The organism is Thauera sp. AutoDN2 (genome assembly GCF_051280715.1).
Taxonomy (GTDB): domain Bacteria; phylum Pseudomonadota; class Gammaproteobacteria; order Burkholderiales; family Rhodocyclaceae; genus Thauera.
Map to the genome: position 1 here is coordinate 270,956 of NZ_JBNCAR010000001.1, position 13,688 is coordinate 284,643.

A 13,688-nucleotide genomic window follows, 5' to 3' on the forward strand; every position below is an offset into this window, starting at 1 on the left:
CCTCACTTGCCCGGCGACTCAACCGAGCTTCTCAAGCCCGGCCGGCGGCCAGTTTTCCAGTTTCATGCCAAGCGTCAGCCCGCGAGAGGCCAACACTTCCTTGATCTCGTTGAGCGACTTCCGACCCAGGTTCGGGGTTTTCAGCAACTCGGTCTCGGTGCGCTGGATCAGATCACCGATGTAGTAGATGTTCTCGGCCTTCAGGCAGTTCGCAGAACGCACCGTGAGCTCGAGGTCATCGACCGGGCGCAGCAAAACGGGATCGATCGTCTGCGACGGGGCCTCGACCCGCTCGGGCTGAGTGCCTTCGAGGTCGGCGAACACCGAAAGCTGATCCATCAGCACGCGCGCCGCGTAGCGGATCGCCTCTTCCGGATCAACCGCACCGTTGGTCTCGATATCGATGATCAGACGATCGAGGTCGGTACGCTGCTCGACACGAGCGCTTTCTACCAGGTAGCTGACACGGCGCACAGGGCCGAACGACGCATCGAGAACGATACGGCCGATCTGCTTGCTCTCAGCGCTCTGGGGGCGCGCATTACCCGGTACGTACCCGCGTCCTTCCTCGACCCTGATCTGCATGTCCATCTTGCCACCGGGGGCCAGATGCGCGATCACATGATCGGGGTTGATGATCTCGACGTCGTGACCGAGTTCGATGTCGGCCGCCGTCACCAAGCCCTCGCCGGATTTGGCGAGTCGCACGGTGACTTCGCTGCGCCCGTTGAGCTTGAATACCACACCCTTCAGGTTCAGCAGCAGGTCGACGATGTCTTCGCGCACGCCGTCAAGCGTGGAGTACTCGTGCAGCACCCCTTCGATCGTGACTTCCGTGGCAGCGTGCCCCGGGAGCGACGACAGGAGGATGCGCCGCAGCGCATTCCCCAGCGTATGACCGAACCCGCGCTCGAACGGCTCCATCGTCACCCGCGCCTGGACAGGCGAGGTGCTCTGGACGTCGATGATGCGCGGTTTCAGCAGTGCATTGCTTTGCATCAGCATTTCCTCGGAACTAGAAGAGGATCAGACTCCCGATCAACGGGAGTACAGTTCCACCACCAGGCTCTCGTTGATCGTTGCAGGCAGTTCAGTGCGCACCGGGTAGGCTTTGAAGACACCCTTGCCGGCCTTGGTGTCGACTTGGAGCCACTCGGGGAAACCACGCGACTCGGCAGCCTCGAGGGCGGCCTTGACGCGCAGGTGACCGCGCGCACCTTCGGTCAGTTCGACAACATCGCCCGGGCGAACAACGTACGACGGGATATTCACGCGCTTGCCATTGACCAGCACGCCGTTGTGACGGACCACCTGTCGTGCTTCAGCGCGCGAGGCGCCGAAACCCATGCGGTAGGCGACGGAGTCCAGCCGACCTTCCAGCAACTGAAGCAGGTTTTCACCTGTCTGACCACGGCGACGGTCCGCTTCGGCGTACACCTTGCGGAACTGGCGCTCCAGCACACCGTAAATGCGGCGAATCTTCTGCTTCTCACGCAACTGCACGCCATAGCCGGACAGACGCTGCCCGGAACGCTGACCGTGCTGGCCAGGGGCATACGCACGGCGCTCGATGGCGCACTTGTCGGTAAAACACTTTTCGCCCTTCAGGAACAGCTTTTCGCCTTCGCGACGGCACTGACGGCACTTAGGATCGAGATTACGAGCCACTTATCAACTCCTTGTCAGATACGACGCTTCTTCGGCGGACGGCAGCCGTTATGCGGGATGGGGGTGATGTCCGTGATGCTGGAAATCTTGATCCCCAGCGCATTGAGCGCACGAACCGAGGACTCGCGCCCAGGACCGGGGCCCTTGATGCGCACTTCCAGGTTCTTGATGCCACATTCCTGGGCAGCCTTGCCAGCCGCTTCGGCAGCGACCTGAGCGGCGAACGGCGTGCTCTTGCGCGAGCCCTTGAAGCCCGCACCGCCCGAAGTCGCCCACGACAGAGCGTTACCCTGACGATCGGTGATGGTGATGATGGTGTTGTTGAAGCTCGCGTGAACGTGAGCGATGCCTTCGGCAACGTTCTTTTTGACCTTCTTGCGAACCTTCGTTCCAGTCTTAGCCATTATCGGTTCCTATTACTTCTTGCCGGCGATCGGCTTGCGCGGACCCTTGCGGGTACGGGCATTGGTGCGGGTGCGCTGGCCACGAAGCGGCAGCCCACGGCGATGACGCACGCCGCGGTAGCAGCCCAGGTCCATCAGGCGCTTGATGTTCATGGTGACTTCACGACGCAGGTCGCCTTCGACGACGAAACGACCGACTTCGTCACGCAGCTTTTCCATGTCCGACTCGGTCAGATCCTTGACCTTGACCGAACGCACGATGCCTGCGGCGTCGCAAATTCTCTGAGCACGCGAACGGCCGATCCCATAGATGGCGGTCAGCGCGATCTCGGCATGCTTGTGATTGGGAATATTAACCCCAGCAATACGGGCCATCCGTATACCCCGAAACGAAAAACGTTAAATTCTAATGCCTGGCGTTGAGTAGATCAACCCTGGCGTTGCTTGTGCCGCGGATCGCTGCAAATGACGCGAACCACACCCTTGCGGCGGATAATCTTGCAGTTGCGGCAGAGCCGCTTGACCGATGCCTGCACTCTCATGATGTTGCTCCTGTTTCTCTAATCTTCACTTGGTCCGGAAAACGATCCGGCCCTTGGTCAGGTCGTAGGGGGTGAGCTGTACGGTCACCTTGTCCCCGGGGAGGATGCGGATGTAGTGCATCCGCATCTTCCCGGAGATATGGCCGAGCACCATGTGACCGTTTTCAAGCCTGACGCGGAACGTTGCATTGGGGAGGTTCTCGGTCACCTCTCCCTGCATCTCGATTACATCTTCCTTCGCCATGGCTCACCTTCCGGGGATACCCGCCCCCTTGAAGTTCGCTTTCTTCAGCAGACTCTCGTACTGGTGCGACATCACGAATGCCTGGACCTGAGCCATGAAGTCCATCGTAACCACCACGATGATCAGCAGCGAAGTGCCACCGAAATAGAACGGCACGTTCCACTTCAGGATCAGGAACTCCGGCAGAAGGCAAACCAGCGTGATGTACACCGCACCGGCCAGCGTCAGCCGCATGAGAATCTTGTCAATGTAGCGCGCGGTCTGATCGCCAGGACGAATCCCGGGAACAAAGGCCCCGCTCTTCTTCAGGTTGTCTGCCGTCTCACGCGCATTGAAGACCAGCGCCGTGTAGAAGAAGCAGAAGAAAATAATCGCCAGCGCATAGAGCATCACGTAGATGGGCTGACCCGGAGAGAGCGTGGAAGCGATGTCTCGCAGCCAGTACATCCCCTCCGACGAACCAAACCACTGCCCCAGCGTGGCAGGGAACAGAATGATGCTCGACGCGAAGATCGGCGGAATCACGCCAGACATGTTCAGCTTCAGGGGAAGGTGGGAACTTTGCCCCCCATACACCTTGTTGCCGACCTGCCGTTTGGCGTAATTCACCAGAATCTTCCGCTGCCCACGCTCCACGAAAACCACAAAGGCCGTCACCAGCACCACGAGAATGCAGATGAAGAGCGCCGTAAAGGGGTGCATCGATCCTGTCCGAACCAACTCGAACAAACCGCCAATCGCACTTGGCAAGCCCGCTATGATGCCGGCGAAGATGATGATCGAGATGCCATTACCGATGCCACGCTCGGTGATCTGCTCACCCAGCCACATCAGGAACATCGTACCGGTCACCAGCGTCGCGACGGTCACGAATCGGAACATGACCCCCGGCTCGAGCACCAGACCAGGCTGCCCTTCGAGCGCGATCGCGATACCCAGCGACTGCGCCAACGCCAGCAGCAAGGTGCCGTACCGCGTGTACTGCGTGATCTTGCGTCTACCCGCCTCCCCTTCCTTCTTCAACGCTTCCAGAGAAGGCACCGCCACGGTCATCAACTGCATGATGATGGACGCGGAGATGTAGGGCATGATGCCCAGCGCGAAGATGGTGAAGCGAGACAGCGCGCCACCCGAAAACAGGTTGAACACGCCAAGGATTCCACCCTGCTGGGACTGGAACAACTCTGCCAGCCCCTGCGGGTCGATACCAGGCACCGGAATGTGCGCGCCGATCCGATACACGATCAACGCGCCCATGAGGAACATCAACCGGCGCTTGAGATCGCCGAATTTCCCCGCGCTTCCCAGCGTGGCAGCAGGATTCGCCACAGCGTATGCCCTTTTCTTACTCGGCCGCCACGGAACCGCCGGCAGCTTCGATCGCCGCCTTGGCACCCGCAGTCGCACCCACGCCGCGCAGGATCACCTTGCGGCTTATGGAACCCGAAACGACGACCTTGGCCGACAGAGCATCGGCGGCGATGACGCCCGCCTGCTTGAGCGTCAGCAGATCGATCTCGTCTACCGGGAGCTTGTCCAGTTCGGACAGGCGCACCTCGACATTGCGAGCCCGCGTCAGCGAAACGAAACCGCGCTTCGGCAGCCGGCGCTGCAGCGGCATCTGGCCGCCCTCGAAGCCGACCTTGTGGAACCCGCCGGCGCGGGATTTCTGACCCTTGTGGCCGCGGCCGCAGGTCTTGCCCAAGCCGCTGCCCATTCCGCGACCGACACGGCGCGCAACTTTCTTGGAGCCTTCACCGGGCTTGATGGTATTCAGGCGCATTTCAACCCTCACACTTCAGCAGGTAGGACACCTTGTTGACCATGCCCCGGACTTCCGGGGTATCCGCCAGCTCGACCGTGTGGTTGAGCCGGCGCAGACCCAGCCCGCGCACAGTAGCACGATGGGACTGCTTGGTACCGATCACGCTCTTCACGAGCGTCACCCTGATTTTCTTGTCCGACATCTCTTACCCCAGGATCTCTTCGACGGACTTGCCGCGCTTGGCAGCGATCTCCGCCGGGGTGTTGATCGCCATCAGGCCATTGATGGTGGCACGGACGACGTTGTACGGATTGGCAGAGCCGATGCACTTGCAAATCACATCGGTCACACCCATGACTTCGAACACGGCGCGCATCGGACCGCCGGCGATGATGCCGGTACCAGCGGGAGCCGGCTGCATCAGCACGGAAGCCGCGCCGTGCTTGCCGATTACCGTATGCTGCAAGGTCCCGTTCTTGAGCGAGACCTTACGCATCTTGCGACGCGCTTCGTCCATCGCCTTCTGCACCGCCACCGGAACTTCGCGGGACTTCCCCTTGCCCATGCCGATCGCGCCGTCACCGTCACCGACGACGGTCAGTGCCGCGAAGCCGAGGATACGACCGCCCTTTACGACCTTGGTCACGCGATTGATCGCGACCATTTTTTCCTTCAGGCCGTCATCGCGCTCGTCGGAGGCTTGCGCACGTTTGGTTTGCTGCTTGGCCATACGATTCCTCGCTTAGAACTTGAGACCGCCTTCACGGGCGGCCTCGGCCAGCGCCTTCACGCGGCCGTGATACAGGAAGCCCGAGCGGTCGAAGGAGACCTGCTCCACACCGGCTGCTTTTGCACGCTCGGCGATGAGCTTGCCCACCACCTCCGCGGCCGCCTTGTTGCCGCCATTGGCGACCTTGGCGCGCACATCGGCTTCGACGGTCGATGCAGCGGCGAGAACGCGCGCTCCGCAGCCGGAGATGACCTGAGCGTAGATATGGCAGTTGGACCGGAACACCGTCAGGCGAACCGCCTTGAGCTCCGCAATCTTGGCGCGAGTTTTGCGCGCGCGACGGAGACGAGTTTCTTTCTTGTTCATGACGAACCGCCTTACTTCTTCTTGGTTTCCTTGAGCACCACCACTTCGTCCGAATAACGGACGCCCTTGCCCTTGTAAGGCTCGGGAGCGCGGTAGGCCCGCACCTCGGCAGCGACCTGGCCGACCTTCTGCTTGTCGACCCCTTTGATCAGGATCTCGGTCTGAGTCGGCGTCTCGACCTTCACACCTTCGGGCATCTGATGCACGACCGGGTGAGAGAAGCCGAGTGACAGATTGAGCTTGTCGCCCTGCGCTTGCGCACGATAACCCACGCCCACCAGGGTCAGCTTGCGCTCGAAACCCTTGCTCACGCCGGTAACCATATTGTTCACCAACGCACGCACGGTGCCAGACATGGCGCGCGCATTGGCAACACCGTCGCGCGCCTTGCACACGATCGCATCGCCTTCGCGCGCAACCTGTACGGCACCCGTCAGCGCCTGGCGCAGCGAGCCGAGCGGACCTTTCACTGCGATCTCAGCGTCGGAAATCATCACTTCCACGCCCTGCGGGATCGCCACCGGATTCTTGGCTACACGAGACATCGTATCCCCCTTACGCGACCAGGCAGATGACCTCGCCACCCACGCGGCCAGCGCGTGCGGAGCGGTCGGTCATCACGCCACGCGGCGTGGAAACAATGGCGACGCCAAGGCCGTTCATCACGCGCGGCAGGTCATCGCTACCCTTGTAGATGCGCAGCCCAGGACGGCTCACACGCTCGAGTCGCTCAATGACCGGGCGCCCGGCGTAATACTTGAGCGTAACGTCGAGCGAAGGCTTGCCGCCCTCTTCGCGCACCGCGAAACCATCGATGTAACCTTCGTCATGCAGAACTTTGGCGATCGCAACCTTCAGCTTCGACGAAGGCATCGACACCGAGGCCTTCTGGGCCTGCTGGCCGTTGCGGATGCGCGTCAGCATGTCGGCGATCGGATCGGACATACTCATCTTCGATTTCTCCTTACCAGCTCGCCTTGGTCATACCAGGAACTTCACCACGGAAAGCAATTTCACGCAGCTTGTTACGGCACAGACCGAACTTGCGGAACACGCCACGCGGGCGCCCGGTGAGCGCACAACGATTGCGCTGACGGGTCGGGTTCGCGTTGCGCGGCAGTTGCTGCAGGGCCAGACGGGCGGCCATGCGTTCTTCTTCGGACAGACTGGTGTCCTTGATCGTCGCGACCAGGGCGGCACGCTTGGCAGCGAATTTTTCCACCAGCTGCGCGCGCTTCGCTTCGCGGTTGATCAGAGCGAGTTTCGCCATATCACCCTCAATTCTTGAACGGGAACTTGAACGCGGCGAGGAGAGCACGGGCCTCCTCGTCGTTCTTGGCCGTCGTCGTGATGCTGATGTTCATCCCGCGCAGCGCATCGATCTTGTCGTACTCGATCTCAGGAAAAATGATCTGTTCCTTGACACCGAGGTTGTAATTGCCGCGACCATCAAAACCCTTCGACGCGATACCGCGGAAGTCACGGACGCGCGGCAGGGCAATCGTGATCAGACGATCTAGAAATTCGAACATGCGCGGCCCACGCAGGGTCACCATGCAGCCAATCGGATAACCGTCGCGAATCTTGAAACCGGCGATCGACTTGCGAGCCTTGGTGGACACTGGCTTCTGACCGGCGATCTTGGTCATGTCGCCAATGGCGTTCTCGAGAATCTTCTTGTCGCCAACCGCCTCACCGACGCCCATATTGAGGGTGATCTTGGTGATGCGAGGAACTTCCATCACGGACTTGTAGCCGAACTGCTGCCTCAGCGCAGGCGCGACCTCATCCTTGTAAACCTGTTGCAAGCGAGCCATCGTCACTCCTTAGGCGTTCACCAGCTCGCCGTTCGACTTGAAGAAACGAACCTTGCGGCCATCTTCAAGCGTCTTGATCCCGACTCGATCACCCTTCTGGGTGGCGGGATTGAACAGCGCGACGTTCGACACATGGATGGGCATCTCCTTCTCGACGATGCCACCCACTTCACCTTTCAGCGGATTCGGGCGCACGTGCTTCTTCACCCGATTCACACCCTCGACCACGACGCGCTCGTCATCGACGCGGCGCAGCACAGTGCCACGACGGCCACGATCCTTGCCCGTCAGCACCATTACTTCGTCACCCTTGCGGATCTTGTTCATCTATCGACTCCTCAGAGCACTTCGGGCGCCAGCGAGACGATCTTCATGAACCGCTCGGTGCGCAGCTCGCGCGTGACCGGCCCAAAGATACGGGTGCCGATCGGCTCAAGCTTGTTGTTCAGAAGCACGGCCGCATTGTTGTCGAACTTGATCAGCGAACCGTCAGGACGACGAACGCCCTTGGCAGTGCGAACCACGACCGCGTTGTAGACGTCACCCTTCTTGGCGCGACCACGCGGCGCAGCATCCTTCACGGTAACCTTGATGATGTCGCCCACGCCGGCATAGCGACGCTTCGAACCACCCAGGACCTTGATGCACATCACCGAGCGTGCGCCGGAGTTATCGGCCACGTCCAGCCTGGACTGCATTTGAATCATGAAAATATCTCCAACTTATCCCGCATCTGCGGACAGTCTTGGAACCCGTCAGGGTAGGATGCCCCGAGCGAGCCCCGGAGCAAAGAGGCAAAAGTATAACAGCCTGGCGCGTGCGCGCCAAGCTGTTTTTTTTGCGACCTGCCAGTAACTCAATTCAGATGATACGAGCCTTCTCGAGCACCTTGGCCACCCGCCAGGTCTTGGTGCGCGAGATCGGGCGGCACTCCTCGATCTCGACGAGGTCGCCCTGCGCGGCAATGCCGTCTTCCACGTGAGCGTGGTACTTTGCCGAACGGGTGATGATCTTGCCGTACAGCGGGTGCTTCACCCGACGCTCGACAAGAACGGTCACCGTCTTCTGCATCTTGTCGCTCACCACACGCCCAACCAGCGCGCGGCGAACCTTCTCAACCTGTTCGCTCATTGCTGACCCGCCTTTTCGCGCAGAATGGTACGCACGCGCGCGATATCGCGACGAACCTTACCAATCTGACTCGTATTGCCCAGCTGCTGCGTAGCGTGCTGCATGCGCAGCGAAAACTGCGCCTTGAGCAGCTCGAGGAGCTCCTTGTTCAACTCATCTGCGCTCTTGGCGCGGAGTTCAGTAGCGTTCATGTTCAACCCCCAATCTGACGGGTAACGAACACGGTCTCGATCGGAAGCTTGGCGGCAGCGAGCCGGAAAGCCTCACGAGCGAGCTCTTCGGCCACGCCGTCCATTTCATAGAGCACCTTGCCCGGCTGGATCTCGGCGACCCAGTACTCGGGGTTACCCTTACCGTTACCCATCCGAACTTCGGCCGGCTTCTTCGAGATCGGCTTGTCCGGGAAGATGCGAATCCAGATGCGACCACCACGCTTGATATGACGCGTCATCGCACGACGGGCCGACTCGATTTGACGCGCGGTCAGACGACCGCGGCCAACGGCCTTCAGCCCGTACTCGCCGAAGGACACCTTGGCGCCGCGGGTAGCGACACCGGTGTTGCGGCCCTTCTGCTCCTTACGGTACTTCCTTCTAGTCGGCTGCAGCATCATTCACTCCTGCTTTCTTCTTGCCGGCCTTCGCCACGACGAGCGGGACGACGACCCGGACGACCTTCGCCGTCACGCGGCGCGCCACGGCGGCCACGGCGGTTATCCACTTCCGGCTCGGCGGCGACGGGCTGCTCGTTGCGACCCAGCATCTCACCCTTGAACACCCACACCTTGATGCCAATGATGCCGTAGGTGGTCTGCGCTTCGGAGACGCCATAATCGATATTCGCGCGCAGGGTGTGCAGCGGAACACGGCCTTCACGATACCACTCGGTACGCGCGATCTCGGCGCCGTTCAGGCGACCGGAGCTCATGATCTTGATGCCCTGGGCACCCAAGCGCATCGCGTTCTGCATGGCCCGCTTCATTGCGCGGCGGAACATGATGCGCTTCTCAAGTTGCTGGGCGATCGAATCAGCGATGAGCTTCGCGTCGAGTTCGGGCTTGCGCACTTCCTCGATATTCACGTGAACCGGAACGCCTACGATCTTCTGCAGATCGCGCTTGAGTGCCTCGATGTCTTCGCCCTTCTTGCCGATCACGACGCCCGGACGCGCACTGAACAGCGTAATGCGGGCATTCTTGGCCGGCCGCTCGATCAGCACGCGGCCGAGCGATGCGTGCGCGAGGCGCTTCTTGAGGTACTCGCGAACCTTCAGGTCCTCGTGCAGCATGCCCGAGAAGTCCTTGCTGGAAGCAAACCAGCGCGAACCCCAGTCACGCGTGACGGCGAGGCGGAAGCCAGTGGGATGGATTTTCTGACCCATGTTTACTCCTTACTCGCCAACGGTCACGTAGACGTGGCAGGTGGGCTTGAGGATGCGGTTGCCGCGACCCTTCGCACGCGCAGTGAAGCGCTTGAGCGTCATGCCCTCTTCCACGTGAATGGCCTTGACCTTCAGCGTGTCGATATCGGCGCCGTCGTTGTGCTCGGCATTCGCGATTGCCGACTCGAGCACCTTGCGAATGATCTTCGCGCCCTTCTTGGGCGAGAAGGCCAGCGTGTTGAGCGCCTGATCGACGCGTTTGCCCCGAACCAGGTCGGCCACCAGGCGACCCTTCTGGGCCGACAGGCGAACGCCACGGAGAATTGCTTTGGTTTCCATGTCGCCCCCTTAACGCTTGGCTTTCTTGCTGGCGGCGTGACCCTTGAAGGTACGCGTGAGCGCGAATTCGCCGAGCTTGTGTCCGACCATGTTCTCGGTCACGAACACGGGAATGTGCTGCTTGCCGTTGTGCACCGCGATTGTCAGACCGATGAAGTCGGGCAGAATCGTGGAGCGACGCGACCAGGTCTTGATCGGGCGCTTGTCGTTGCTCGTCCGTGCCGCGTCGACCTTCTTGAGCAGGTGCGCGTCGATGAACGGGCCTTTCTTGATAGAACGTGCCATCTTTTACCCCTTAACGCTTGTGACGACGCTGCACGATCATGTTGTCGGTGCGCTTGTTCGAGCGCGTCCGATAACCCTTGCTCGGCGTACCCCACGGGCTGACCGGCTCGCGCGCTTCGCCGGTCCGACCCTCGCCGCCACCATGCGGGTGGTCGACCGGGTTCATCGCCACACCGCGAACGGTCGGGCGGATGCCGCGCCAACGGTTCGCGCCGGCCTTGCCGATCTTGCGCAGACCATGCTCTTCGTTGCCAACTTCACCGATGGTCGCGCGGCACTCCACATGCACGCGACGGATCTCGCCGGAGCGCAGGCGCAGCTGTGCGTACGAACCTTCACGCGCGAGCAGCTGAACCGAGGTGCCCGCAGCACGCGCAAGCTGAGCACCTTTGCCGGGAACCATCTCGATGCAGTGGATCGTCGAGCCGACCGGGATGTTACGAATCGGCAGCGCGTTACCTGGCTTGATAGGCGCCTCGGAGCCGCTAACCAGTTGCTGACCGACTTCCACGCCACGCGGTGCGATGATGTAGCGACGCTCGCCATCCGCGTAGCACAGCAGCGCGATGTGCGCGGAGCGATTGGGGTCGTACTCGATACGTTCGACCTTGGCGGGAATACCATCCTTATTGCGACGGAAGTCGACCAGGCGATAGTGTTGCTTGTGACCACCACCCTGGTGGCGCACCGTGATGCGACCGTTATTGTTACGGCCAGCATTCTTGCTCTGCTTCTCGACCAGCGCCGCGATCGGACGCCCCTTGTAGAGGTCGGCATTGACGACCTTTACCTGGGCACGACGGCCAGCGGAAGTGGGCTTGAGTTTAACGATTGCCATGATCTATCACTCCCCCGCCGCGAAGTTGATTTCCTGACCGGGCTTCAGGCACACGAAGGCCTTCTTCCAGTCCTTGCGGCGACCCATGGTCTTGCCAAAGCGCTTGGCTTTGCCCTTCACGTTCAGAACCTGAACCGACTTCACCTCGACCTTGAACAGCGACTCGACAGCCGCCTTCACTTCGGGCTTGGTTGCATCGGAAGCGACCTTGAACACCACCTGCTCGCTCTTGTCGGCAACATACGTTGCCTTTTCGGAGATCTGCGGAGCGAGCAGCACCTGCAGCAGACGTTCCTGAGTGATCGCGCTCATTGCCACGCTTCCTCCATCTTCGCCAGCGCGCCCTTGGTGACCAGCACCTTCGGGAAGCGCACGAGCGACACCGGATCCGCCTCGTTCACTTCCAGCACCAGAACCTGATGAAGGTTGCGCGAGGACAGGAACAGGTTCTCATCCATTTCGTCGGTAATGACCAGAACCGAGTCCAGGCCCATACCCTTGAGCTTCTGCGACAGCAAGCGGGTCTTCGGCGCCTCGACGCTGAAGTTCTCCACGATGGCCAGACGGTCCTCGCGAGCAAGCTGCGACAGGATCGCAGCGACACCGGCGCGGTACATCTTGCGGTTCACCTTCTGCGAGAAGTTCTCGTCCGGGGTGTTCGGGAAGATCTTGCCGCCTCCGCGCCACAGCGGGCTGGAAGCCATACCAGCACGGGCGTTACCCGTACCCTTCTGACGGAACGGCTTGCGAGTCGACTTGGCGATCTCGGAGCGATCCTTCTGCTTGCGGTTACCCGAGCGCGCGTTCGCCATGTAGGCGGTCACGACCTGGTGCACAAGCGCTTCGTTGTACTCACGGCCGAACAGCACATCGGACGCCTGAAGCGTCGATGCTGCCTGACCCTGATCATTCAAGAGTTTCAGTTCCATTGCGCGCTCCTCAGGCCTTGACCGCCGGACGGACGACGACGTCGCCACCCTTGGCACCCGGCACCGCACCCTTCACGAGAAGGAGCTGGCGCTCGACATCCACGCGAACGACTTCGAGCCCCTGGGTCGTGCGCTGCACGTTGCCATACTGGCCGGCCATGCGCTTACCCGGAAACACGCGACCCGGATCCTGCGCCATACCGATGGAACCCGGCGAGTTGTGCGAGATGGAGTTGCCGTGCGAGGCACGGTTCGACGAGAAGTTGTGACGCTTGATCGGGCCGGAAAAGCCCTTGCCGATCGTCACACCGGTCACATCAACCTTTTGACCGACCTGGAAGAGGTCTGCGCCCAGCAGGTCACCGACATTCATGCCGCCTGCCTGCTCGCCTTCAACGCGGAACTCCTTCATGCCGCGACTGGGCTCGACGCCCGCCTTGGCAAGATGACCCGCGACCGGCTTGGTGATACGGCTGGCGCGACGCCTGCCGAAAGCAACCTGAACCGCGGCATAGCCATCAGTTTCGGTCGTCTTGATCTGGGACACACGATTGTCCGACACGTCCAGCACCGTCACCGGAATGGTCTTGCCATCCTCAGCGAAGATGCGAGTCATGCCGACCTTGCGTCCTACAAGGCCTAGACTCATTTTTTTCTCCTGAATCCCGGTTGCGATTGACCGGGGGTCACAATTATTGCACCCAAAGGCACAAAGGCCGGATTATACCGGCCTGTTCAAAGCTTCCGCAAGCAAAAGCGCTTATTGGAGCTTGATCTCGACGTCCACGCCAGCCGGAAGATCCAGCTTCATCAGAGCGTCAACCGTTTTATCGGTCGGATCGATGATGTCCATCAGGCGCTGATGGGTGCGGATTTCCATCTGATCGCGCGAAGCCTTGTTAACGTGCGGCGAACGCAGCAGGTCGAAACGTTCGATGCGAGTCGGCAGCGGGACGGGGCCGCGAACGACGGCGCCCGTGCGCTTGGCCGTTTCGACGATTTCCAACGCGGACTGGTCGATCAGACGGTAATCGAATGCTTTCAGGCGAATGCGGATTTTCTGGTTCTGCATGTTTAGTCCAAAAGAGCGGATGTTTCAGAAAAGAGCACAAAGAGCGTGGGCGACCCCAAAGGGCCGCCCCAGTTCGAGCATTACTCGATGATCTTGGCGACGACGCCGGCGCCGACGGTACGGCCGCCTTCGCGGATCGCGAAGCGCAGGCCCTCTTCCATGGCGATCGGGGCGATCA

Annotated in this window: 29 protein-coding genes; all 29 read right to left on the reverse strand. The window is 60.9% G+C overall.

Features of this window, described 5'->3' with window-relative positions; all coding sequences use genetic code 11:
- Nucleotides 1-18: 18 nt before the first annotated feature.
- Complete coding sequence (locus ACPT9U_RS01230) at nucleotides 19-999, reverse strand: DNA-directed RNA polymerase subunit alpha (RefSeq protein ID WP_435749627.1); 981 nt, start codon at nucleotides 997-999, stop codon at nucleotides 19-21.
- A gap of 39 nt (nucleotides 1,000-1,038) precedes the next feature.
- Nucleotides 1,039-1,668, reverse strand: coding sequence for a 30S ribosomal protein S4 (gene rpsD / locus ACPT9U_RS01235; protein WP_418363628.1), 630 nt, complete (start codon nucleotides 1,666-1,668; stop codon nucleotides 1,039-1,041).
- A gap of 14 nt (nucleotides 1,669-1,682) precedes the next feature.
- Nucleotides 1,683-2,072, reverse strand: a complete 390-nt coding sequence (rpsK, locus tag ACPT9U_RS01240) for a 30S ribosomal protein S11 (protein ID WP_418363629.1) — start codon at nucleotides 2,070-2,072, stop codon at nucleotides 1,683-1,685.
- Between the two features lie 12 nt (nucleotides 2,073-2,084).
- On the reverse strand, nucleotides 2,085-2,447 hold the full coding sequence (rpsM, locus tag ACPT9U_RS01245) for a 30S ribosomal protein S13 (RefSeq protein WP_418363630.1): 363 nt from the start codon (nucleotides 2,445-2,447) through the stop codon (nucleotides 2,085-2,087).
- 53 nt (nucleotides 2,448-2,500) lie between these two features.
- Nucleotides 2,501-2,614 (reverse strand): 50S ribosomal protein L36, encoded by a 114-nt coding sequence (gene rpmJ, locus ACPT9U_RS01250; RefSeq protein WP_002931619.1) that lies wholly within the window; start codon nucleotides 2,612-2,614, stop codon nucleotides 2,501-2,503.
- A gap of 25 nt (nucleotides 2,615-2,639) precedes the next feature.
- Nucleotides 2,640-2,858, reverse strand: coding sequence for a translation initiation factor IF-1 (gene infA, locus ACPT9U_RS01255; protein WP_002931617.1), 219 nt, complete (start codon nucleotides 2,856-2,858; stop codon nucleotides 2,640-2,642).
- A gap of 3 nt (nucleotides 2,859-2,861) precedes the next feature.
- A complete protein-coding gene (gene secY / locus ACPT9U_RS01260; protein WP_435749628.1) occupies nucleotides 2,862-4,187 on the reverse strand; it encodes a preprotein translocase subunit SecY in 1,326 nt (441 codons plus the stop codon).
- A 16-nt stretch (nucleotides 4,188-4,203) separates the two neighbouring features.
- A complete protein-coding gene (gene rplO / locus ACPT9U_RS01265) occupies nucleotides 4,204-4,641 on the reverse strand; it encodes a 50S ribosomal protein L15 (protein WP_418363631.1) in 438 nt (145 codons plus the stop codon).
- A gap of 1 nt (nucleotide 4,642) precedes the next feature.
- Nucleotides 4,643-4,825 carry a 50S ribosomal protein L30 gene (rpmD, locus tag ACPT9U_RS01270; protein ID WP_418363632.1) on the reverse strand — a complete coding sequence of 61 codons (183 nt, stop codon included), beginning with the start codon at nucleotides 4,823-4,825 and terminating at the stop codon, nucleotides 4,643-4,645.
- A 3-nt stretch (nucleotides 4,826-4,828) separates the two neighbouring features.
- The gene (gene rpsE / locus ACPT9U_RS01275) at nucleotides 4,829-5,353 is read right to left on the reverse strand and encodes a 30S ribosomal protein S5 (protein ID WP_324537969.1); all 525 of its coding nucleotides are present in this window, start codon (nucleotides 5,351-5,353) and stop codon (nucleotides 4,829-4,831) included.
- Nucleotides 5,354-5,365: 12 nt separating this feature from the next.
- Nucleotides 5,366-5,719, reverse strand: coding sequence for a 50S ribosomal protein L18 (gene rplR / locus ACPT9U_RS01280; protein ID WP_418363633.1), 354 nt, complete (start codon nucleotides 5,717-5,719; stop codon nucleotides 5,366-5,368).
- A gap of 11 nt (nucleotides 5,720-5,730) precedes the next feature.
- Entirely contained in the window at nucleotides 5,731-6,264 is a 534-nt protein-coding gene (gene rplF, locus ACPT9U_RS01285) for a 50S ribosomal protein L6 (protein WP_418363634.1), read from the reverse strand.
- Between the two features lie 10 nt (nucleotides 6,265-6,274).
- Nucleotides 6,275-6,670: a 30S ribosomal protein S8 gene (gene rpsH / locus ACPT9U_RS01290; protein ID WP_418363635.1), complete on the reverse strand. Its 396-nt coding sequence runs from the start codon at nucleotides 6,668-6,670 to the stop codon at nucleotides 6,275-6,277.
- Between the two features lie 13 nt (nucleotides 6,671-6,683).
- Nucleotides 6,684-6,989, reverse strand: coding sequence for a 30S ribosomal protein S14 (rpsN, locus tag ACPT9U_RS01295; RefSeq protein WP_418363636.1), 306 nt, complete (start codon nucleotides 6,987-6,989; stop codon nucleotides 6,684-6,686).
- Between the two features lie 7 nt (nucleotides 6,990-6,996).
- Nucleotides 6,997-7,536, reverse strand: coding sequence for a 50S ribosomal protein L5 (gene rplE, locus ACPT9U_RS01300; protein ID WP_418363785.1), 540 nt, complete (start codon nucleotides 7,534-7,536; stop codon nucleotides 6,997-6,999).
- A 9-nt stretch (nucleotides 7,537-7,545) separates the two neighbouring features.
- Nucleotides 7,546-7,863, reverse strand: a complete 318-nt coding sequence (rplX, locus tag ACPT9U_RS01305; protein WP_418363637.1) for a 50S ribosomal protein L24 — start codon at nucleotides 7,861-7,863, stop codon at nucleotides 7,546-7,548.
- An 11-nt stretch (nucleotides 7,864-7,874) separates the two neighbouring features.
- Nucleotides 7,875-8,243 carry a 50S ribosomal protein L14 gene (gene rplN / locus ACPT9U_RS01310; RefSeq protein ID WP_418363638.1) on the reverse strand — a complete coding sequence of 123 codons (369 nt, stop codon included), beginning with the start codon at nucleotides 8,241-8,243 and terminating at the stop codon, nucleotides 7,875-7,877.
- A 154-nt stretch (nucleotides 8,244-8,397) separates the two neighbouring features.
- On the reverse strand, nucleotides 8,398-8,667 hold the full coding sequence (rpsQ, locus tag ACPT9U_RS01315; protein ID WP_281050845.1) for a 30S ribosomal protein S17: 270 nt from the start codon (nucleotides 8,665-8,667) through the stop codon (nucleotides 8,398-8,400).
- Entirely contained in the window at nucleotides 8,664-8,858 is a 195-nt protein-coding gene (gene rpmC / locus ACPT9U_RS01320) for a 50S ribosomal protein L29 (protein ID WP_418363639.1), read from the reverse strand. The genes rpsQ and rpmC overlap by 4 nt, the downstream gene beginning before the upstream one ends.
- Before the next feature lie 2 nt (nucleotides 8,859-8,860).
- The gene (gene rplP / locus ACPT9U_RS01325) at nucleotides 8,861-9,277 is read right to left on the reverse strand and encodes a 50S ribosomal protein L16 (protein WP_002931592.1); all 417 of its coding nucleotides are present in this window, start codon (nucleotides 9,275-9,277) and stop codon (nucleotides 8,861-8,863) included.
- Entirely contained in the window at nucleotides 9,277-10,047 is a 771-nt protein-coding gene (gene rpsC / locus ACPT9U_RS01330) for a 30S ribosomal protein S3 (protein WP_418363640.1), read from the reverse strand. The genes rplP and rpsC overlap by 1 nt, the downstream gene beginning before the upstream one ends.
- 9 nt (nucleotides 10,048-10,056) lie before the next feature.
- On the reverse strand, nucleotides 10,057-10,386 hold the full coding sequence (rplV, locus tag ACPT9U_RS01335; RefSeq protein WP_418363641.1) for a 50S ribosomal protein L22: 330 nt from the start codon (nucleotides 10,384-10,386) through the stop codon (nucleotides 10,057-10,059).
- Between the two features lie 9 nt (nucleotides 10,387-10,395).
- Complete coding sequence (gene rpsS, locus ACPT9U_RS01340; RefSeq protein WP_004258198.1) at nucleotides 10,396-10,671, reverse strand: 30S ribosomal protein S19; 276 nt, start codon at nucleotides 10,669-10,671, stop codon at nucleotides 10,396-10,398.
- Between the two features lie 10 nt (nucleotides 10,672-10,681).
- Nucleotides 10,682-11,509 carry a 50S ribosomal protein L2 gene (gene rplB / locus ACPT9U_RS01345; RefSeq protein WP_418363642.1) on the reverse strand — a complete coding sequence of 276 codons (828 nt, stop codon included), beginning with the start codon at nucleotides 11,507-11,509 and terminating at the stop codon, nucleotides 10,682-10,684.
- A gap of 6 nt (nucleotides 11,510-11,515) precedes the next feature.
- Nucleotides 11,516-11,821 (reverse strand): 50S ribosomal protein L23, encoded by a 306-nt coding sequence (gene rplW, locus ACPT9U_RS01350; RefSeq protein WP_435749629.1) that lies wholly within the window; start codon nucleotides 11,819-11,821, stop codon nucleotides 11,516-11,518.
- Nucleotides 11,818-12,438 carry a 50S ribosomal protein L4 gene (gene rplD, locus ACPT9U_RS01355; RefSeq protein WP_418363643.1) on the reverse strand — a complete coding sequence of 207 codons (621 nt, stop codon included), beginning with the start codon at nucleotides 12,436-12,438 and terminating at the stop codon, nucleotides 11,818-11,820. Before rplD ends, rplW begins: the two co-directional genes overlap by 4 nt.
- Nucleotides 12,439-12,448: 10 nt before the next feature.
- Nucleotides 12,449-13,087, reverse strand: coding sequence for a 50S ribosomal protein L3 (rplC, locus tag ACPT9U_RS01360; RefSeq protein WP_418363644.1), 639 nt, complete (start codon nucleotides 13,085-13,087; stop codon nucleotides 12,449-12,451).
- Nucleotides 13,088-13,198: 111 nt separating this feature from the next.
- Nucleotides 13,199-13,510, reverse strand: a complete 312-nt coding sequence (gene rpsJ / locus ACPT9U_RS01365) for a 30S ribosomal protein S10 (protein WP_004332388.1) — start codon at nucleotides 13,508-13,510, stop codon at nucleotides 13,199-13,201.
- Between the two features lie 80 nt (nucleotides 13,511-13,590).
- Nucleotides 13,591-13,688, reverse strand: a 98-nt coding sequence (locus tag ACPT9U_RS01370; protein WP_078453405.1) for a hypothetical protein, incomplete at its 5' end; no start/stop codon positions are given.